At 67.3% G+C, this 21,884-nt stretch carries 10 protein-coding genes; all 10 read left to right on the forward strand.

The features are described from left to right. The first annotated feature begins 25 nt into the window (after positions 1 to 25). The 10 genes from OG976_RS17940 (at position 26) to OG976_RS17985 (ending at position 21,769) form a co-directional block, all read left to right on the forward strand. The gene (locus tag OG976_RS17940) at positions 26 to 4,213 is read left to right on the forward strand and encodes an NEW3 domain-containing protein (RefSeq protein WP_328351466.1); all 4,188 of its coding nucleotides are present in this window, start codon (positions 26 to 28) and stop codon (positions 4,211 to 4,213) included. Beyond that, positions 4,210 to 4,761: a DUF7158 domain-containing protein gene (locus OG976_RS17945; protein ID WP_328351469.1), complete on the forward strand. Its 552-nt coding sequence runs from the start codon at positions 4,210 to 4,212 to the stop codon at positions 4,759 to 4,761. The genes OG976_RS17940 and OG976_RS17945 overlap by 4 nt, the downstream gene beginning before the upstream one ends. Then, positions 4,761 to 5,708 carry an ROK family protein gene (locus OG976_RS17950; protein ID WP_328351472.1) on the forward strand — a complete coding sequence of 316 codons (948 nt, stop codon included), beginning with the start codon at positions 4,761 to 4,763 and terminating at the stop codon, positions 5,706 to 5,708. The genes OG976_RS17945 and OG976_RS17950 overlap by 1 nt, the downstream gene beginning before the upstream one ends. A gap of 211 nt (positions 5,709 to 5,919) precedes the next feature. Then, positions 5,920 to 6,450: a 50S ribosomal protein L10 gene (gene rplJ / locus OG976_RS17955; RefSeq protein WP_328351475.1), complete on the forward strand. Its 531-nt coding sequence runs from the start codon at positions 5,920 to 5,922 to the stop codon at positions 6,448 to 6,450. Between the two features lie 39 nt (positions 6,451 to 6,489). Beyond that, a complete protein-coding gene (gene rplL, locus OG976_RS17960) occupies positions 6,490 to 6,876 on the forward strand; it encodes a 50S ribosomal protein L7/L12 (protein WP_328351478.1) in 387 nt (128 codons plus the stop codon). A 190-nt stretch (positions 6,877 to 7,066) separates the two neighbouring features. Further along, the gene (locus OG976_RS17965) at positions 7,067 to 8,116 is read left to right on the forward strand and encodes an ABC transporter ATP-binding protein (protein WP_328351481.1); all 1,050 of its coding nucleotides are present in this window, start codon (positions 7,067 to 7,069) and stop codon (positions 8,114 to 8,116) included. A gap of 158 nt (positions 8,117 to 8,274) precedes the next feature. Further along, on the forward strand, positions 8,275 to 10,665 hold the full coding sequence (locus OG976_RS17970; protein WP_328351484.1) for a hypothetical protein: 2,391 nt from the start codon (positions 8,275 to 8,277) through the stop codon (positions 10,663 to 10,665). A 99-nt stretch (positions 10,666 to 10,764) separates the two neighbouring features. Next, on the forward strand, positions 10,765 to 13,866 hold the full coding sequence (locus tag OG976_RS17975) for a lipocalin family protein (RefSeq protein ID WP_328351487.1): 3,102 nt from the start codon (positions 10,765 to 10,767) through the stop codon (positions 13,864 to 13,866). Between the two features lie 363 nt (positions 13,867 to 14,229). Next, complete coding sequence (rpoB, locus tag OG976_RS17980) at positions 14,230 to 17,727, forward strand: DNA-directed RNA polymerase subunit beta (protein ID WP_328351490.1); 3,498 nt, start codon at positions 14,230 to 14,232, stop codon at positions 17,725 to 17,727. An 85-nt stretch (positions 17,728 to 17,812) separates the two neighbouring features. Further along, positions 17,813 to 21,769, forward strand: coding sequence for a DNA-directed RNA polymerase subunit beta' (locus OG976_RS17985; protein WP_328351493.1), 3,957 nt, complete (start codon positions 17,813 to 17,815; stop codon positions 21,767 to 21,769). Positions 21,770 to 21,884: the final 115 nt, after the last annotated feature.

A 21,884-nucleotide genomic window follows, 5' to 3' on the forward strand; every position in this document is an offset into this window, starting at 1 on the left:
GGGGTATCGGTCGTAGATTGACCGCGTGCGTGTGACCTCCGCGGAATCAACGGAGCTGTTCGTCGGGCCTCCCGACGCGCCGCTGCAAGTGGTGCGAATCGGCTACACCGGCGCCTCGGGCGCCGAGTTGGTACGCATCGACGGCGACGGGCTTGCCGGTGAGGCACCCGTTGCGGCCGGCGACGGGACGCTGGAGGTTCCGGTGCTCGTCGAGCGGGCGGTGCCGAGGGAGCGGCGAGCGGCGCGGGTGTCCTGGGGCGGCGACGAGCAGACCTTCGAGTTCATCGTCGCCGAGGCGGGCTGGACGATGTACATGGTCAGCCACTTCCACTACGACCCGGTGTGGTGGAACACCCAGGCCGCTTACACCAGCGTGTGGCATGAGGAACCGCCCGGGCGCGCCAAGCAGAACAACGGTTTCGCCCTGGTCGCCGCGCACCTGGAGATGGCCCGCCGTGACCCGGTCTACAAGTTCGTGCTGGCCGAGGTCGACTACCTCAAGCCGTACTTCGACACCCATCCCGAAGACCGGGCTGACCTGCTCCGGTTCATCGCCGACGGTCGGGTCGAGGTGATGGGCGGGACCTACAACGAACCGAACACCAACCTCACCGGCGCCGAGACGTCCATCCGGAACTTCGTGCACGGCATCGGATTTCAGCGCGACATACTCGGTGCGCACCCCTCCACGGCGTGGCAGCTCGATGTGTTCGGCCACGACCCGCAGTTCCCCGGGATGGCCGCCGAGGCCGGCCTGACGTCGAGTTCGTGGGCCCGCGGTCCGCACCACCAGTGGGGGCCGATGGCTGGTGACGGCGACCCTCGGCGCATGCAGTTCAGCAGCGAGTTCGAGTGGATCGCCCCTTCTGGGCTGGGGCTGCTGACGCACTACATGCCTGCGCACTACTCGGCGGGCTGGTGGATGGATTCGTCGGCCTCGCTGCAGGAGGCCGAGGCGGCCACCTACGAGTTGTTCGCCGGGCTGAAATCGGTGGCGCTGACCCGCAACGTACTGCTGCCGGTGGGCACCGACTACACCCCGCCCAACGCCTGGGTCACCGAGATCCACCGCGACTGGAATGCCCGCTACACCTGGCCTCGATTCGTCTGCGCGCTCCCCAGCGAGTTCTTCGCCGCCGTGCGCGCGGAGGCTGCGGAACGCGGCGTGGCGCCCTCGCCCCAGACCCGCGACATGAACCCGATCTACACCGGCAAGGACGTCTCCTATATCGACACCAAGCAGGCCAACCGCGCCGCCGAGGACGCGGTGCTGGGCGCCGAGCGATTCGCGGTGTTCGCGGCCCTGCTGACCGGGGCCCGCTACCCCGAGGCGGCGCTGGCCAAGGCCTGGGTCCAACTGGCCTACGGCGCCCACCACGATGCGATCACCGGCTCGGAGTCCGACCAGGTGTACCTGGACCTGTTGACGGGCTGGCGCGACGCGTGGGAGATCGGGCGCGTCACCCGTGCCAGTGCGTTGACCCTGCTCTCGCGTGCGGTGGCGCCGTCGGCGGGCTCTCTGGTGGTTTGGAATCCTTTGGCGCACAAGCGAACAGATATCGCCACGGTTCGCCTCAGCGAGCCGGCGCGCACTGCGGTCGCGGTGACCGATGCCGACGGGAACGAGTTGCCGACGGTGGTCTCCGATGACGGCTATGAGGTGAGCTGGCGGGCCGCCGACGTCGGATCGGTGGGCTGGCGCTCCTATCAGCTACGCGACTCCGAGCTGCCGTCTTCGTGGGAGCCGTTGGCGGGCAACGACATTGCCAACGATCACCACCGGCTGCGCGTCGACCCCGCCCGCGGTGGCGGTGTGGAGTCATTGGTCGAGCTGGATTCCGGCGTCGAACTCATCGCCGCGGGTCGGGTCGGCAACGAACTCGCCGTCTACGACGAGTATCCGGCGCACCCGCAGGCCGGAGAAGGCCCGTGGCATCTGCTGCCCAAGGGCGCTGTCCTGTGTTCCTCGGCCTTCGCCGCCGACACGGTACAGGCCTATCGCAGCCCACTCGGCCAGCGAATCGTGGTGCGCGGAACCATCGGCGACGCCCTGCGCTACAACCAGGTGCTGACCCTCTGGCACGGTATCGACCGGGTCGACTGCCGCACCACCATCGAGGAGTTCACCGGCGCAGACAAGCTCGTCCGGCTGCGGTGGCCCTGCCCGGTGCCGGGTGCGCTACCGGTCAGCGAAGTGGGCGATGCGGTCGTCGGCCGTGGGTTCGGGCTCATGCACGACCACGCCTCCGGTGAGGACCGCGCCGTCGACTCCGCCCAACATCCCTGGACGCTGGACAATCCGGCGCACGGCTGGTTCGGACTGTCCTCGGCGGTGCGTGTTCGGGTCGGAACCCGAACGCGTGCGGTGTCGGTAGCCGAAGTGATTGCGCCGTCGGAGGATACCGCGGCTGCGGTGGCCCGCGACCTCGTGGTCGCGCTGGTGCGGGCCGGCGTCACCGCCACCTGCAGCAGCGCATCGCGGCCTCGTTACGGGCACCTCGACGTCGACTCCAACCTTCCCGACGCCCGCATCTCACTCGGCGGCCCCGACGAGAATGCCTTTACTGCAGAGGTTCTCGCTGCCGCAGGCCACGCCTACACCGCCGAACTGCACCGCCAACTCACCGCCGACGGCCAGGCCCGGGTGTGGGTGCCGGCGTCGGCACCCCTGGATCGGGTGTGGCAGCCCGACGCCGATCTGCGCGCGGTGTTGGCGCTGCCCGTGCTGATCGTCGCCGGGCACTGGGCCGACGGCCTCAGCGATGCCATCGCCGCCCTGGTCGACGACCTCGACGACGCTGAAATCCTGGTCACCCAGGACGCCCCGGCAGAGTTGGGTGACTTCGCGTCGCGGACCGTCGCGCTGATCAACCGCGGTGTGCCCGGCTTCGCCATCGAGTCCGATCACACGTTGCACAGCTCGCTGATGCGGTCATGTACGGGGTGGCCGTCCGGGGTGTGGATCGATCCGCCGCAACGTAAGGCCCCCGACGGGTCCAACTTCCAGCTGCAACACTGGACCCACAGCTTCGACTTCGCCCTGGTATCCGGCGACGGTGACTGGCGCCGGAGCGAAACATCGCTACGCAGTGCAGAATTCAACCACCCGCTGGTTGTCGTGGCCGCCGATGAGGCGGCCGGTGTCCTGCCTGCCGACGGCTCGCTGCTGAGCGTCGAGCCCTCGGGTGCGGTGGCGCTCGGTGCGCTCAAATCCGCCGGAAATCCGACAGCCGTGGGAAGCGCGGCGACCGTCGACCCCGCCGATGTCACCCTGCGTCTCGTCGAGACACGCGGTGAGACAGCCGATATCGCACTGGCATCCGGGGTGGGCACGGTGTCCGACGTGCTCGCCGCCGACCTGCTCGAGGAGCCCCGCGGTGCGGCGGACTTGAGCCTGCACGGCTATCAGATCGCCACCCTGCGGGCGCGGCTGACGGTCACACCCGTTCTCGACAGTGCCGGCGCGGCACTCGGGCCCGACTCCGAAGACGCGCAACCCCTGTATGCCCGCTACTGGTTGCACAACCGCGGCCCGGCACCGTTGGGCGGTCTACCTGCCGTCGCGCACCTGCACCCGGAGGCCCTCACCGCCGATCCGGGCAAGAAGGTCGCGGTGCGCCTCACCATGGCCAGCAACTGCACCGACACCACGCTGAAAGGTGCTGTGCGCCTGCGGCTTCCGCGCGGCTGGTCGGCGCAGCCCGAAGAGGTCCGTTTCACGCTGCCCGCTCGCGGACATGAGGCGGCCGACATCGTCCTGACCGTGCCCGAGGATGCCGAGCCTGGCGAGTATCCGGTGCGCGCACAGCTCAAGCTCGGCGGGAAGGTGCCGCCGGCCTGGCGGCAGACCGTCGAAGACGTCTGCGTGGTGTCGGTCGGGTCCGAACCCGGCGGTCAACTCGTGCGACTGGCCACCGAACCCGACGATGTCGTCGTCGCACCAGGACAGACCGCCCGACTCGCTGTCACGGTGGCCTCCGGCGCGCGTGCTGACCTCGCACTGGAAGCCCATGTGATCAGTCCGTGGGGTACCTGGGAGTGGATCGGCCCGGCCGTGCGCGGTGCGGTGCTACGCGCCGGATCCAGTGCCGAGGTGGTGTTCGACGTCGCGCCACCGCCGGGGCAGGCACCCGGCCGGTGGTGGGCGCTGATCCGGATCGGCTGCACGGGCCGACTGCTCTACACACCCGCTGTGGCGGTGACAGTCCGATGAGCGTCGCCGCCACCGTCGCGGGCACCCCGATCGTCGTCAGCGAGATCGACGCGCGGGAGACGAAGCTGCGCAGCACACCTCAAGTGGCGGCCCTGCCCCGGCCGGGCACCAGTGAAGGCCGGCAACTGCGCCGCTGGCTCACCCAGCTGTTGGTGACCGAACAGGTCGTCGCCTCCGAAGCCCGCACGCTGGGCGTCGCCGTCACAGCGGACACCCCGAGCGAGGACGACGTCCTGCCCGATATGACCGCGCGGCTGGAGATCGGCAGCGTCGCCGCCGCCGTTCTCGCCGAGCCGCTGGCTCGCGCGGTGTTCGCCCACGTCACCGGCGAGGTGGACGTATCCGAGGCCCAGGTCGCCGACTACGAGCGCCGCAATCCCGGCCGGTTTGCGGTGCGCGACGAGCTGGCCGCACACCTGCGCGGCGCGCAGCGGCGGCAGGTCTTCCGGAGATGGCTCGTTGCGCGCAGCGCCGCGCTGGTGTGGCTCGCACCCGGCTACGAACATCCCGGCGATCCCCGCCAACCCGACAACACCCACAGGCACTGATGACAGCCACCCTGGTTCTCGATATCGGCGGCACCAAGATCGCCGGCGGACTCGTCGACCCCGACGGCCGGCTGCTTTTCCAGACGCGCGAGCCCACCCCTGACTCGGCCGACCCCGAAGTGGTGTGGGCGGCCGCGGCGCGCACCGTCGCCGAGACGCTGACGGCGGCAGCGGGTCCGGTCGCCGGCGTCGGCATCTCCTCGGCCGGACCGATCCACCTGCCGGACGGCACCATCAGCCCGGTCAACATTCCAGCATGGCGAGGATTCCCGATCCGCCAGAAAGTCGCCGAGACCGTGCCCGGGGTACCGGTGCGGCTGGGCGGCGACGGACTGTGCATGGCGCTCGGTGAGCATTGGCGCGGCGCCGGGCAGGGCGCCCAGTTCATGCTCGGCATGGTCGTGTCGACGGGTATCGGCGGCGGCCTGGTCCTCGACGGGGTGCCCTACGCCGGCCGGACGGGCAACGCCGGGCACGTCGGGCACGTCATCGTCGACACCGACGGACCGGCCTGCAGCTGCGGAGCCCGGGGCTGCGTCGAGGCGATCGCCAGTGGACCGCACCTGGCGAAGTGGGCCCGCGAACAGGGCTGGACAGGCGCGGACGCCAAGGAACTCGCCGACGCCGCCGCGGCCGGCAACGACATTGCGCTGCGGGCCTTCCGGCGGGGCGCGACCGCCATCGCGGCCATGATCGCGTCGGTGGGCGCGACGTGTGACCTCGATCTGGTCGTCATCGGCGGGGGAGTGGCCAAGGCGGGAGCGGTGCTGTTCGACCCGCTGACCGCGGCGCTGCGCAACTACGCCCGGCTGGACTTCATCGCCGGGCTGCGGGTGGTACCCGCGGCGCTCGGCGGTGAAGCGGGACTGGTCGGGGCGGCCGCGCTGCTGCGCATGGGCGCCTACTCGCCGGGAATGGGCAACGGGGCAGCTGCCCGTTTTGGCTGATCCCGGCCGGTCACGCTATTCTTGTCGGGTTCCACCGAAGACCGTCGGTCACCGAGCAATCGGTTGAAGGTCCTGGATACCCAGGCGGCCCACGCAGGAGGACGAGGCTCGACCGCATTTCTACGCGGTTTCTTCACGCCCCGGCCGCTCTGCGTCGGGGCGTTCGTGTGTTCTGGCCCTCCGGCGGTGTAACCACCACAAGGAGGCATGTATGGCCAAGGCTGACAAAGCCACCGCGGTTGCCGACATCGCCGAACAGTTCAAAGAGGCGACGGCCACCGTCGTCACCGAGTATCGCGGTCTGACCGTGGCCAACCTGGCCGAGCTGCGTCGCTCGCTCGCCGGCACCGCCACGTACACCGTCGCCAAGAACACGCTGGTCAAGCGTGCCGCGGCGGAAGCCGGGATCGAAGGCATCGACGAACTGTTCGCCGGACCGACAGCAATCGCATTCGTCAAGGGCGAGCCCGTCGACGCCGCGAAGGCGATCAAGAAGTTCGCCAAGGAGAACAAGGCCCTCGTCATCAAGGGCGGCTACATGGAGGGTCGCGCGCTGACCCTCGCCGAGGTCGAGAAGATCGCTGACCTCGAGTCGCGCGAGGTGCTGCTGTCGCGCGTCGCCGGCGCTCTGAAGGCAAAGCAGTCCCAGGCCGCAGCGCTGTTCGTGGCGCCCGCGTCCCAGGTCGCTCGCCTTGCTGCAGCTCTGCAAGAGAAGAAGGCCGGCGAAGAATCCGCCGCCTGAGACCAACCAACCCACACCGAATAAAGAAAAGGAACCACCATGGCAAAGCTGTCCACCGAAGAACTGCTCGACGCGTTCAAGGAACTGACCCTGCTCGAGCTCTCCGAGTTCGTGAAGGCCTTCGAGGAGACCTTTGACGTCACCGCGGCCGCTCCGGTCGCCGTTGCCGCCGCTCCGGGTGCTGCTGCCCCGGCCGAGGCCGCCGAGGAGCAGTCGGAGTTCGACGTCGTCCTCGAGGGTGCCGGCGAGAAGAAGATCGGCGTCATCAAGGTCGTCCGCGAGATCGTCTCCGGCCTGGGCCTCAAGGAGGCCAAGGACCTCGTCGACGGCGCTCCCAAGCCGCTGCTCGAGAAGGTCACCAAGGAGGCCGCCGAGGACGCCAAGGCGAAGCTCGAGGCCGCTGGCGCCACGGTCACCGTCAAGTAGTTTTCGTATCCACGAAATCCCCCGCGAGCCACTGTGCTCGCGGGGGATTTTCGTTGCTTCAGGTGCAATGAACACCGGTCGATTACAGGTAGGTGCACAAACTGAGTGAGCGCTAACCTCGTGCGCTACAGTGACTCAAACCACAGGTCGTCGAGCCAGTGGAACATCGGTGTGGGCGGAAGGATCTCGCGTGGGCATTGGTATTCAGGTCGAGGGACTGACCAAGTCGTTCGGTTCTCAGCGCATCTGGGAAGACGTGACGCTGGACGTCCCGGCCGGTGAGGTCAGCGTGCTGCTCGGCCCGTCCGGTACCGGTAAGTCGGTGTTCCTCAAGTCGCTCATCGGTCTGCTGCGTCCCGAGCGCGGCAAGATCATTGTCGACGGCACGGACATCATCCAGTGCTCGGCTAAAGAGCTGTACGAGATCCGCACGTTGTTCGGCGTCATGTTCCAGGACGGCGCCCTGTTCGGCTCGATGAATATCTACGACAACACCGCCTTCCCGCTTCGTGAGCACACGAAGAAGAAGGAAAGCGAGATCCGCCAGGTCGTCATGGAGAAGCTCGACATGGTCGGTCTCGGCGGTGACGAGAACAAGTTCCCCGGTGAGATTTCCGGCGGCATGAAGAAGCGTGCCGGCTTGGCGCGCTCGCTGGTGCTCGATCCCAAGATCATCCTCTGCGACGAGCCCGACTCCGGTCTGGATCCGGTACGTACCGCGTACCTGAGCCAGCTGCTCATCGATATCAACGCCCAGATCGACGCCACGATCCTGATCGTGACCCACAACATCAACATCGCGCGCACCGTGCCCGACAACATGGGCATGCTCTTCCGCAAGCATCTGGTGATGTTCGGCCCCCGTGAGGTGCTGCTGACCAGCGACGAACCTGTCGTCAAGCAGTTCCTCAACGGCCGCCGCATCGGCCCGATCGGCATGTCCGAGGAGAAGGACGAGTCGACGATGGCCGAGGAGCAGGCGCTGGCCGACGCCGGCCACCACGACGGCGGTGTGGAAGACATCGAAGGCGTGCCGCCGCAGATCCAGGCGACCCCGGGCCTGCCCGAGCGTCAAGCGGTCGGTCGTCGCCAGGCCCGCGTTCGCCAGATCCTGCACACGCTGCCCCCGGCCGCTCAGCAGGCGATCCTCGACGACCTGGAAGGCACCCACAAGCTGCCGACCCACACGTTCGTCGGCGAGCCCGCCCACGCCGCGCACGCCGACGACACCACGAGCTAACCCTTCGCGCAGAGCGGCGGGAGGATGGCCCGGCTGACCGGCATCCCGGTGGCCGTGCGCCAGGCCTGAACCGGCCTGCGGGACAAAAGGACCAAAGCGCCGCCGGTAAGCCCGTGCCTTCGATACCGTGTGCCCGATCGTCACAGGAAGGCGGCTGGGTGCTGGGGAACCGACGGGTCTGGTGGAGTAGCGCTGCTGTCTTCGTCGGGCTCGGCGCAGCACTGCTGACCGGTGCGGGCACGGCCTCGGCCGATAGCGACGGCGCCGGCGGCAGCGGTCGCCACGCCGATACCTCCACGTCTGCGGCCGCGCCGTCGCCGAACACCGCCATCAAGGCGGTGGCGGCCAAGCGTCGCGCGGCGCCGGCCGCCGTGGTCTCGGGGGCGCGGGCCGACTCCTCCGCCGACCTGACGCCTGCCACGGCTTCTGCCTCGACGACGACGAAAGCCACCGGCAGGACGGGTCGCCCCGTGCTCGTCGAGTCCAGCCCCGCGGCCGGCGTTGCCGCGCCGGCACCCACCGCGGCCACCGCGGTCGGGACCAGCAATCGCAGCCTCGCCGCGGTCGTCGCCCCGCCGTCCACCAACGGTGTCACCGGGGTCAAGGTCGGCCACTCGACGCTGACCATCCCGGCCGGATCGACCGCCTACGACGCCCCAGCCGACTGGTATCTACCGACCCAGGCCGACGGGACCGTGCAAGCCAACGGCGTCATCTGGTTGCAGCACGGGTTCCTGGCCGACAAGGCGTTCTACTCCGCGCTGGCCACCACGCTGGCCCAGCAGACCAACAGCATCGTGGTCGCGCCGACGCTGTCGTCGTTCCCATCGTTGGGATGCCCCGGCTGCACGCTCTACGGCGTTCCGCTGCAACAAGGTGCGGCCAGCATGTTCACCGGCGAGCGGGCCGCGCTGAACGTCAGCGCCAACGCCGCCGGATTCCAGGGCACCTTGCCCGAGGACTTCGTCCTGGCCGGGCATTCGGCGGGCGGTGGCTGGTCGGTATCGGTGGGCGGCTACTACATCGACAGCCTGCAGCCCACTGACACCAACCACCTGCTCGGCGTGGTGATGTACGACGGCGTCAACATGAACGGCACCCTGCCGCAGGCGATCACCAGCCTGGACACCCGCGACATCCCCGTCTACCAGATCGCCGCGCCGGCCCAGACGTGGAATGCCTTCGGCGTCACCACCGATCAACTGCTGGAGTTGCGCCCCGGCCAGTTCGACGGCGTCGTGCTCGTCAACGGCTCGCATGTCGACCCGATGCTCGGGTCGAACCCCCTGGTCGACATCTCCGCACAGCTGGTCACCCGGTGGTCCGCGCCGGGCAACACCCAGGCCACCTACACACTGAGCACCGGCTGGATCAACGACTTCTACGCCGGTGCCGGGCCGGACGCCCCGGTGTACGGCCTCTACGGCACCGCCGGCCAGCCGATCATCATGGGTGACGCCGCCGCCGTCGTGCTGCCCACGCCGATCGCCAACTCCCTAGGCCCGCTGGAACAGGCCATGCGAGCCTGGACCGCCGTCACACTGCCGCTGATCTTCGGCGGATCGGCTGGCGCACCGGTGGCCTCCACCGCGCCCGCGCCGGTGGCCCCTGTCGATCCAGCTCCGACGCCCACCGGCGTGACGGGCGTGAAGACCGGCCACTCGACGTTGACGATCCCGGTCGGCTCGAACTCGTACACAGCAGCGACGGACTGGTACTTCCCGACGCAGGCCGACGGCTCGGTCAACGCCACCGGCGTGATCTATCTGCAGCACGGCTTCCTGTCGCAAGCCCCGTGGTACTCGGCGCTGGCGATGTCGCTGGCCCAGCAGACCAACAGCATCGTGGTGGCACCGACGCTGCCGTCATTCCCGTCGCCGACATGTGCCGGTTGCTTCCTGTCCGGGATTCCCATGCAGCAGGGCGTGGCGTCACTGTTCCTCGGCGAGCGGGCCGCACTGGCCATCAGCGCCAGCCAGGCCGGCTACACCGGAACGCTTCCCGAGTCGTTCGTCCTCAGCGGCCACTCCGCGGGTGGCGGCCTGGCGGCCATTTCCGGCGGCTTCTACGAGGATGCGTTGGCCCCCGGCGACGACAACCATCTGCTCGGCGTCGTCATGTTCGACGGCGTCGCCATCAACTCCACCTCTTTCGGCACCGCACTGACCTCGCTGGCCGGGATCCCGGTGTATCAGATCGCCGCGCCGCCTCAGGCCCTCAATGCCAACGGCCAGACCACCGGCGACCTGATCGCGGGCCGCCCCGGCCAATTCGTCGGGGTGGAACTGGTCGACGGCTCACACGTCGACTCGATGCTGGGCGGCAACCCGCTCATCGATTTCTTCGCTCAGCTGGTCACGAGGCGGTCCCCGGCGGGCAATACCGCGGCGGTCTACACACTGGCCAACGGGTGGATCAAGGACTTCTATGCCGGCGCCGGGCCGGGCGATCCGCAGTACGGCTACTACGGCGCTGCGGGCCAGGCGATCATTTTCGGTCAGGCCGCCGGCATCGTGCTGCCGACGCAGCCCGCGCTCGTCGCTGTCTGACCAACTTATGACGTGTCCGTTCAGGACAACGGATTTCGTATACCGAACGCCTCTTCAGTAGATACGTTTCCGACATCGTCAATAGGAAGGCTGGAGTGGATGGCTGAACGGCGCGTCTTGTTGGGCACTGGTGCGGTGGTCGTTGGAATGGGCGCGGCCTTGTTAGCGGGGTCGGGTGCGGCCCACGCCGACGGCACCGACGACAGCTCGGGCAACCCGCAGGCGTCCTCGAATTCCTCGCCGTCGAGCCCGAAAGCCACCGGGGGCAGCAAGCGCGCTGCCAAGGCGGCGGCGGCGGCACGGTCGGCAGCCTCGGCCGGAAAGTCGTCGCGTTCGACCGTCGACCGCCAGACACCCAAGCCCGCGACACCGACCACCCCGAAGGTCGACACCGGCGCTACGGACGAGGCCGACCCGACCGCGACACCGGCGGCCTCCACCGTCGACACCGCCACCGACGTGACCACGACACAAACCGCAGCACCGCAGACTGTCCCGGTTTCTGTTGCCGTAGGGACCTCGCGGCGTGCGGCGGTGGCAGCGGCGCGACAGGCTCAGATCGACCAGATCATCGCCTCGGCCGGCACCGTGACCGCAAGCGCCGCCGCCACGACGGAGCCCGCGTCCGGCCTGCTCGCCACCGCCATGCTCAACCTGCTCTCGGGTCTGGGCGTGGCCCCCCGCTCAGCGGCCGGCACCACCGAGCCCGCCGCGCTGGTGACGAACTCGACGGTGCTGCTGCCCAACGGCACGAACGGCGTCACCGGTGTCCTGATCGGCCATTCCCGGCTGGAACTCCCCGGCGCCTTCATCGGCCAAACCGTCGCCGCCGACTGGTACTTCCCGACGCAGGCCGACGGCACCGTCGACGCCCAGGGCGTGATCTGGTTGCAGCACGGTTTCGGCGCCACCAACACCTTCTATTCGGCGCTGGCCCAGGACCTGGCCAAGCAGACCAACAGCATCGTGGTGGCCCCGACCCTGTCCTCCATTCCGATCACGTTCTCGGGTGGCTGCCTCACCTGCGAGGTCACCCAGGTCGACGCGGCGGCGCTGCTGGGGCCCAACCGCGCGACGCTGCTGAGCAGCGCGACAGCGGCCGGATTCACCGGTACCGCCCTGCCGGAGCGCTTCGTGCTCGCCGGGCACTCCGCCGGCGGCGGGTTCGCCACCGCGGTGGCCGACGACTACCTCGAGGGAACCGACGCGCAGTACGACCCCACCGACCTGGTGGGCGTGGTGATGTTCGACGGTGTCTCCAACGGCGCGTTGGACGGTTCGTTCGCCGATCAAGTGGCCGCGCTGGCCGCCGCGGACAAGCCGGTCTATCAGATCGCCGCCCCAGCCCAGAGCTGGAACCTGTTCGGCGCCACCACCAACGTGCTGGCGGCGACCCTGCCCGGCCAGTTCATCGGCGTCGTCCTGCAGGGCGGCTCTCACGTCGACTCGATGCTCGGCGTCAACCCGCTCTTCGACTTGGTGCTGCAGCTGGTGACCAAGCCGGTGCCCGCGGGCAACACCGCGGCGGTGTACACCCTCAGCGACGGGTGGATCAACGACATGTATGCCGGCGCGACCCCGCAGGCCCCGCAGTACGGCCTGTACGCGGCGTCCAACCAGCAGATCATCATGGGTCCCACCGCTGCGGTCGGGCTGCCTGCGGCCGAGGCCAACCAGCTCTCGTTCGGGGATTACCTCATCAAGGGGCTGATCGACACCGTCGGCGGACTCTTCGGCTTCCAGCTGCCCCCGGCGGTCAACAGCGGTAATAACGGGCTGGACCCCAACACACCCGTCGTGACCGTCGGCAATGGCGTCACCGGCGTCCGGACCGGTTCAGCCGTGCTGGACATCCCGGCTGGCACCAACGGATACGCCGCTCCCGCGGACTGGTACTTCCCGACCCAGGCCGATGGAACGGTGCAGGCCAACGGCATCATCTGGCTGCAGCACGGCTTCCTGGGCTTCAAGGACTGGTACGGCAGCATGGCCCAGGAGCTGGCCCAGGAGACCAACAGCATCGTGGTGGTGCCGAACATCTTCTGGTTCGACAACCCGCTGTGCCCGGGCTGCTACCTCGGTGGCGCGGTGATGCGCGAAGCTGTCGCGTCGATGTTCCAGGACAGCCGCTCAGCGCTGAACATCAGCGCCAATGCCGCCGGATTTTCCGGTGTGCTGCCGGAGAAGTTCCTGCTCACCGGGCACTCGGCGGGCGGCAACTTCGCCACCGCGGTCGGCGCGCTGATCACGGAGACCGATCAGGTGGACAACCTGCTCGGCGTCGTCATGTTCGACGGCGTCTCGCGCAACCCGCTGTTCACCGACTCGCTCACCGCGCTGCAGAACGCCGGGATTCCGGACTATCAGATCGCGGCGCCGCCGCAGAGCTGGAACGCCTACGGTGTGGCCACCGAACTGATGCAGCTGTTCTACGGCGACCAGTTCTACGGCGTGCAGATCGACAACGGTTCGCACACCGATGTCATCCAGGGCAACAACCTGTTCGCCTGGCTGGGTGAGATCGCCAGCGCCATCATCGTCAGGCCGTCCCCGCCCGGAGCAAAGGATGCGGTGCGCACCTTTGCCTCCGGCTGGATCAACGACATCTATGCCGGCAAGAGCCCGACCGACCCGCTCTACGGCATCTACGGCCCGACCGGTCCTTACACTGGCGTCAACGAGCCGATCGTGCTCGGCGAAGCCGGCGCCACCACGTTGCCCGCCCCGCCGCCGGTGGACGTCACCGAGTACGCCAACGGGCAGCCCTGGTACGAGCAGGGCAGTGTCAAGCTGCCGTTCGCCTGGGGCCTGGTCAACACCACGGCGGTGTACACGCTGAACCCGGATGGCACGGTCAAGGTGCAGAACTCGGGCAATTACTTCGGGCCCAACGGGCCGAAGACCGACATCACCGGCACCGCCGTCTCGGTCAACCCGGCGTTCAACACCCGTCTTGACGTGGGCTTCTTCGGCAGCACGCCGAGCAGCGCCGAACCGGGCAACTACTGGATCATGGACTACGACCCGGACTACAAGTGGGTCATCGTCAGTGACCCGTCGCGCTTCTCCGGCTACATTCTGACCCGCGATCAGACCATCCTCGCCCCCGAGTACGACGCCCTCGTCGCGCGGGCCCGGCAACTCGGGGTGTGGGGGCCGATCACGCCCACTCAGCAGTACCCGACCACCGTCACCGTCTGAGCGATCGGGCGGAAGTTTTACACACCAAACACCGCGTTATCCCTTGACGGAAGGGCGCAAACGGGTCAGTCTGTTGTCCAGCATGTGTGTATGGGTAGCTAGTTCGCCAGCCAGCGCCAGCCAACCCAGCATGCGGTTGTTGAGGAATGCGCCGTTCTGCGCTATTGTTGGACGTTGCGCTGGCTGCCTCCTGCCCACCTCAACCCGCACCTGACACCGTGGTCCACGCCTGAGCGAGTAACTCCAGCTCAGTGACCTATTCGCGTGTCGCGTGCGTCGGGGACAGGCTTTGGTCCTTGAGGACGCCAGCCTGAACCGACGCAGATCTCGCGACGAGCCGGATTTTCCGGGAAGTCGCATTAGGTGCTGGAAGGATGCATCTTGGCAGTCTCTAGCCAGAGCAAATCAACTACTACTTCTAACTCCGTTCCCGGAGCACCGAAACGAATTTCGTTCGCCAAGCTGCGCGAGCCTCTAGAGGTTCCCGGCCTGCTCGACGTGCAAACCGATTCCTTCAAGTGGTTGATCGGTGCGGACGAGTGGCGGCAGAAGGCGATCGCCCTGGGCGATCCCAGCCCGGTCGGTGGCCTCGAAGAAGTACTCGCCGAGCTCTCGCCCATCGAGGATTTTTCCGGTTCGATGTCGCTGAGCTTCTCCGACCCGCGCTTCGACGAGGTCAAGGCGCCGGTGGACGAGTGCAAAGACAAGGACATGACGTACGCGGCCCCGCTGTTCGTCACGGCCGAGTTCATCAACAACAACACCGGTGAGATCAAGAGCCAGACGGTCTTCATGGGTGACTTCCCGATGATGACCGAGAAGGGCACCTTCATCATCAACGGCACCGAGCGTGTCGTGGTGAGCCAGCTGGTCCGCTCGCCGGGTGTGTACTTCGACGAGACCATCGACAAGTCCACCGAAAAGACGCTGCACAGCGTCAAGGTGATCCCCGGCCGCGGTGCGTGGCTGGAGTTCGACGTCGACAAGCGCGACACCGTCGGTGTGCGTATCGACCGCAAGCGCCGCCAGCCGGTCACCGTGCTGCTCAAGGCGCTGGGCTGGACTGCTGAGCAGATCCGGGAGCGCTTCGGCTTCTCCGAGATCATGATGTCGACGCTGGAGAAGGACAACACCGCCGGCACCGACGAGGCGCTGCTGGACATCTACCGCAAGCTGCGCCCGGGCGAACCGCCCACCAAGGAATCCGCGCAGACCCTGCTGGAGAACCTGTTCTTCAAGGACAAGCGCTACGACCTGGCCCGGGTGGGCCGCTACAAGGTGAACAAGAAGCTGGGCCTCAACGCCGGCCAGCCGATCACCAGCTCGACGCTGACCGAAGAGGACATCGTCGCCACCATCGAGTACCTGGTGCGCCTGCACGAGGTGCAGCCGACGATGACCGCCCCCGGCGGCGTCGAGGTGCCCGTCGAGGTCGACGACATCGACCACTTCGGTAACCGTCGTCTGCGCACCGTGGGTGAGCTGATCCAGAACCAGATCCGGGTCGGCCTGTCCCGGATGGAGCGCGTCGTCCGCGAGCGGATGACCACTCAGGACGTCGAGGCGATCACGCCGCAGACCCTGATCAACATCCGTCCCGTCGTGGCGGCGATCAAGGAGTTCTTCGGCACCAGCCAGCTGTCGCAGTTCATGGACCAGAACAACCCGCTGTCGGGTCTGACCCACAAGCGCCGCCTGTCGGCGCTGGGCCCCGGTGGTCTGTCCCGTGAGCGTGCCGGCCTCGAGGTCCGCGACGTGCACTCCAGCCACTACGGCCGGATGTGTCCGATCGAGACCCCTGAGGGTCCGAACATCGGTCTTATCGGTTCGCTGTCGGTGTACGCGCGGGTCAACCCGTTCGGTTTCATCGAGACGCCGTACCGCAAGGTCGTCGACGGTGTCGCCACCGATGACATCCACTACCTGACCGCCGACGAGGAGGACCGCCACGTCGTGGCGCAGGCCAACTCGCCGATCGACGACAAGGGCAGCTTCACCGAGTCCCGCGTCCTGGTTCGCCGTAAGGGCGGCGAGGTCGAGAACGTGACGCCGGCTGAAGTGGACTTCATGGACGTCTCGCCGCGCCAGATGGTGTCGGTCGCGACGGCGATGATCCCGTTCCTCGAGCACGACGACGCCAACCGCGCCCTGATGGGTGCCAACATGCAGCGCCAGGCGGTTCCGCTGGTGCGCTCGGAGGCACCGCTGGTGGGCACCGGCATGGAGCTGCGTGCGGCGATCGACGCCGGCGACGTGGTCGTGACCGACAAGGCCGGTGTGGTGGAAGAGGTTTCGGCCGACTACATCACCGTGATGGCCGACGACGGCACCCGGCATACCTACCGGATGCGTAAGTTCGCCCGCTCCAACCACGGCACGTGCGCCAACCAGCGTCCGATCGTGGATGCCGGGCAGCGTGTCGAGTCGGGCCAGGTACTCGCCGACGGGCCGTGCACCGAGAACGGTGAGATGGCGCTGGGCAAGAACCTGCTCGTCGCGATCATGCCGTGGGAGGGCCACAACTACGAGGACGCGATCATCCTCTCCAGCCGTCTGGTTGAGGAGGACGTGCTCACCTCGATTCACATCGAAGAGCACGAGATCGATGCCCGCGACACCAAGCTGGGCGCCGAGGAGATCACCCGGGACATCCCGAACGTCTCCGATGAGGTGCTCGCCGATCTCGACGAGCGCGGCATCATCCGCATCGGTGCCGAGGTCCGTGACGGCGACATCCTGGTCGGCAAGGTCACCCCGAAGGGCGAGACCGAGCTGACCCCGGAGGAGCGGCTGCTGCGCGCGATCTTCGGTGAGAAGGCCCGCGAGGTTCGCGACACGTCGCTCAAGGTGCCCCACGGTGAGTCCGGCAAGGTCATCGGCATCCGGGTGTTCAGCCGTGAGGATGACGACGAACTGCCCGCCGGTGTCAACGAGCTGGTCCGCGTCTACGTGGCCCAGAAGCGCAAGATCTCCGACGGCGACAAGCTCGCCGGACGCCACGGCAACAAGGGCGTCATCGGCAAGATCCTGCCGATCGAGGACATGCCGTTCCTGCCGGACGGCACCCCGGTGGACATCATCCTGAACACCCACGGTGTGCCGCGACGGATGAACATCGGCCAGATCCTGGAAACCCACCTCGGGTGGGTGGCCAAGGCCGGCTGGAAGGTCGACGGCACACCTGAGTGGGCCGCCAACCTGCCCGACGAGCTGCGGGAGTCGCAACCGAACTCCATCGTCTCGACGCCGGTGTTCGACGGTGCCCGCGAGGGCGAGCTGCAGGGTCTGCTGAGCTCGACGCTGCCCAACCGCGACGGCGAAGTGCTTGTCAACGGTGACGGCAAGGCCGTGCTCTACGACGGCCGCAGCGGTGAGCCGTTCCCGTACCCGGTGACGGTCGGCTACATGTACATCCTGAAGCTGCACCACTTGGTGGACGACAAGATCCACGCCCGCTCGACCGGTCCGTACTCGATGATCACCCAGCAGCCGCTGGGCGGTAAGGCGCAGTTCGGTGGCCAGCGGTTCGGCGAGATGGAGTGCTGGGCCATGCAGGCCTACGGCGCGGCGTACACGCTGCAGGAGCTCTTGACCATCAAGTCCGACGACACTGTCGGCCGGGTCAAGGTCTACGAGGCGATCGTCAAGGGCGAGAACATCCCCGAGCCGGGCATTCCCGAGTCGTTCAAGGTGCTGCTCAAGGAGCTGCAGTCGCTATGCCTCAACGTCGAGGTCCTGTCCAGCGACGGTGCCGCGATCGAGATGCGTGACGGCGATGACGAGGACTTGGAGCGCGCTGCTGCCAACCTCGGAATCAACCTGTCCCGCAATGAATCTGCGTCCGTCGAGGACCTCGCCTGATCGCGGCGGAGCCGCGGCGCTGAACCGCGGCCTTGCCTGCGGCCTGTAGTTAGTTTTCTAGTCCCGAAAGGGGAAAGGGAGTTACGTGCTAGACGTCAACTTCTTCGATGAACTCCGGATCGGTCTCGCGACCGCGGACGACATCCGCAACTGGTCCTACGGCGAGGTCAAGAAGCCGGAGACCATCAACTACCGCACGCTCAAGCCAGAGAAGGACGGCTTGTTCTGCGAGAAGATCTTCGGACCGACTCGCGACTGGGAGTGCTACTGCGGCAAGTACAAGCGCGTCCGCTTCAAGGGCATCATCTGCGAACGCTGCGGCGTCGAGGTCACTCGCGCCAAGGTGCGTCGTGAGCGGATGGGCCACATCGAGTTGGCCGCGCCCGTCACGCACATCTGGTACTTCAAGGGCGTGCCGTCGCGTTTGGGCTACCTGCTCGACCTGGCCCCGAAGGATCTCGAGAAGATCATCTACTTCGCGGCCTACGTGATCACCGCGGTCGACACCGAGATGCGCCACAACGAGCTCTCCACTCTCGAAGCGGAGATGCAGGTCGAGAAGAAGGCCGTCGCCGATCAGCGTGACTCCGACCTGGAGGCCCGCGCCCAGAAGCTTGAGGCCGACATGGCCGAGCTGGAGGCCGAGGGCGCCAAGTCCGACGTGCGCCGTAAGGTGCGCGACGGCGGCGAGCGTGAGATGCGTCAGCTGCGCGACCGGGCCCAGCGTGAGCTGGACCGGCTCGACGAGATCTGGAGCACCTTCACCAAGCTGGCTCCCAAGCAGCTCATCGTCGACGAGAACCTCTACCGCGAGATCGTCGATCGCTACGGCGAGTACTTCGAGGGCTCGATGGGCGCGGAGTCGATCCAGAAGCTCATCCAGAACTTCGACATCGACGCCGAGGCCGAATCGCTGCGCGAGACTATCCGTAGCGGCAAGGGCCAGAAGAAGCTGCGTGCGCTCAAGCGGCTGAAGGTCGTCGCGGCCTTCCAGCAGTCGGGCAACTCGCCGATGGGCATGGTGCTCGACGCGGTTCCGGTGATCCCGCCGGAGCTGCGCCCGATGGTTCAGCTCGACGGTGGCCGCTTCGCCACCTCGGACCTCAACGACCTGTACCGCCGCGTGATCAACCGCAACAACCGGCTCAAGCGACTGATCGACCTCGGTGCGCCCGAGATCATCGTCAACAACGAGAAGCGCATGCTTCAGGAGTCGGTCGACGCGCTGTTCGACAACGGCCGTCGTGGCCGTCCGGTCACCGGACCGGGCAACCGTCCGCTGAAGTCGCTGAGCGATCTGCTCAAGGGCAAGCAGGGCCGGTTCCGCCAGAACCTGCTCGGCAAGCGCGTCGACTACTCGGGCCGTTCGGTCATCGTGGTCGGCCCGCAGCTCAAGCTGCACCAGTGCGGTCTGCCCAAGCTGATGGCCCTCGAGCTGTTCAAGCCCTTCGTGATGAAGCGACTGGTCGACCTGAACCACGCGCAGAACATCAAGAGCGCCAAGCGGATGGTGGAGCGTCAGCGTCCGCAGGTGTGGGACGTCCTCGAAGAGGTCATCGCCGAGCACCCGGTTCTGCTGAACCGTGCACCTACGCTGCACCGCCTGGGTATCCAGGCCTTCGAGCCGCAGCTGGTGGAGGGTAAGGCCATCCAGCTGCACCCGCTGGTCTGCGAGGCGTTCAACGCCGACTTCGACGGCGACCAGATGGCGGTGCACTTGCCGCTGAGTGCCGAGGCGCAGGCCGAGGCCCGTGTGCTGATGCTGTCGAGCAACAACATCCTGTCGCCGGCGTCGGGTAAGCCGCTGGCCATGCCCCGTCTGGACATGGTCACCGGTCTGTACTTCCTGACCACGCATATCCCCGGCAGCGCCGGTGAGCATGTGTCGGCCGGCAAGGACGCCCCGGAGTTCGGTGTGTACAGCTCGCCCGCCGAGGCCATCATGGCCCTCGACCGCGGTGTGCTCAGTGTTCGTGCACAGATCAAGGTGCGCCTGACGCAGCTGCGTCCGCCGCACGATGTCGAGAGCGAGCTGTTCGGCGAGAACGGCTGGCGTCCCGGCATGGCCTGGATCGCCGACACCACGCTGGGCCGGGTGATCTTCAACGAGCTTCTGCCGCAGGGGTATCCGTTCGTCAACGAGCAGATGCACAAGAAGGTCCAGGCCCGCATCATCAACGATCTGGCCGAGCGCTACCCGATGATCGTCGTCGCGCAGACCGTCGACAAGCTCAAGGATGCCGGCTTCTACTGGGCCACCCGTTCGGGTGTCACCGTGTCGATGGCCGACGTCATCGTGCCGCCGGAGAAGCAGGAGATCCTCGAGCGTTACGAGGCCGTAGCCGAAGGGATCGAGAAGAAGTACCAGCGCGGCGTGCTGAGCAAGCAGGAGCGCAACGACGCTCTTGTGGAGCTGTGGAAGGACGCCACCGAAGAGGTCGGTAACGCGCTGCGGGCGCACTACCCGGATGACAACCCGATCATCACGATCGTGGATTCCGGGGCGACGGGTAACTTCACCCAGACCCGCACCCTGGCCGGCATGAAGGGTCTGGTGACCAACCCGAAGGGTGAGTTCATCCCGCGGCCGATCAAGTCCTCGTTCCGCGAGGGCCTGACGGTGCTGGAGTACTTCATCAACACCCACGGCGCCCGTAAGGGTCTGGCGGACACCGCTCTTCGTACCGCTGACTCGGGTTACCTGACCCGTCGTCTGGTCGACGTGTCGCAGGACGTGATCGTGCGTGAGCACGACTGCGGTACCGAGCGGGGCATCCTGGTCGACCTGGCCGAGCGTCAGGCCGACGGCACTCTGCTGCGCGACCCGCACGTCGAGACCTCGGCATACGCCCGCACGCTGGCCGCCGACGCGGTCGACGAGAAGGGCACCGTCATCGTCGAGGCCGGACACGACCTGGGCGACCCGGCCATCGACGCACTGCTGGAGGCCGGCATCTCGCAGGTCAAGGTGCGTTCGGTGCTCACCTGCGGCAGCGCCTCGGGTGTGTGCGCTATGTGCTACGGCCGTTCGATGGCCACCGGCAAGCTGGTCGACATCGGTGAAGCTGTCGGCATCGTTGCCGCGCAGTCCATCGGTGAGCCCGGCACGCAGCTGACGATGCGTACCTTCCACCAGGGTGGTGTCACCGGTGGTGCCGACATCGTCGGTGGTCTGCCGCGAGTGCAGGAGCTGTTCGAGGCGCGCGTTCCGCGTAACCGCGCCCCGATCGCCGACGTCGCCGGGCGGGTTCGCCTGGAGGAGACCGACAAGTTCTACAAGATCACCGTGGTCCCCGATGACGGGGGCGAGGAGGTCGTGTACGACAAGCTGTCCAAGCGTCAGCGTCTGCGTGTGTTCAAGCACGACGACGGGACCGAGCGGCTGCTCGCCGACGGCGACCACGTCGAGGTTGGCCAGCAGCTCATGGAGGGCTCGGCCGACCCGCACGAGGTGCTCCGCGTCGAGGGCCCGCGCAAGGTCCAGATCCACCTGGTCAAGGAAGTCCAGGAGGTCTACCGGGCCCAGGGCGTGTCGATCCACGACAAGCACATCGAGGTCATCGTCCGGCAGATGCTGCGGCGCGTCACGATCATCGACTCGGGCGCAACGGAGTTCCTGCCCGGCTCGCTGACCGAGCGTGGCGAGTTCGAGTCGGAGAACCGTCGGGTCGTTGCCGAGGGTGCCGAGCCCGCGGCCGGTCGCCCGGTGCTGATGGGTATCACCAAGGCGTCGCTGGCCACGGATTCGTGGTTGTCGGCGGCGTCGTTCCAGGAGACCACTCGCGTGCTGACCGATGCGGCGATCAATTGCCGCAGCGACAAGCTGCAGGGTCTGAAGGAAAACGTGATCATCGGCAAGCTGATCCCGGCCGGTACCGGTATCAACCGCTACCGCAACATCCAGGTGCAGCCGACCGAGGAAGCCCGCGCTGCGGCGTACACGATCCCGTCCTACGAGGATCAGTACTACAGCCCGGACTTCGGCCAGGCCACCGGTGCCGCGGTGCCGCTGGACGATTACGGCTACAGCGACTACCGCTAGTCAGTCACTACGAAAAAGCCCCCGGGATTCGTCCCGGGGGCTTTTCCGTTGCCGGGGCTGCTCGCGATGAATCGAACGGGTATCCGGGGTCTGTCTAGGTGACAGTCGACGACAC

Source organism: Mycobacterium sp. NBC_00419 (assembly GCF_036023875.1).
GTDB lineage: Bacteria > Actinomycetota > Actinomycetes > Mycobacteriales > Mycobacteriaceae > Mycobacterium.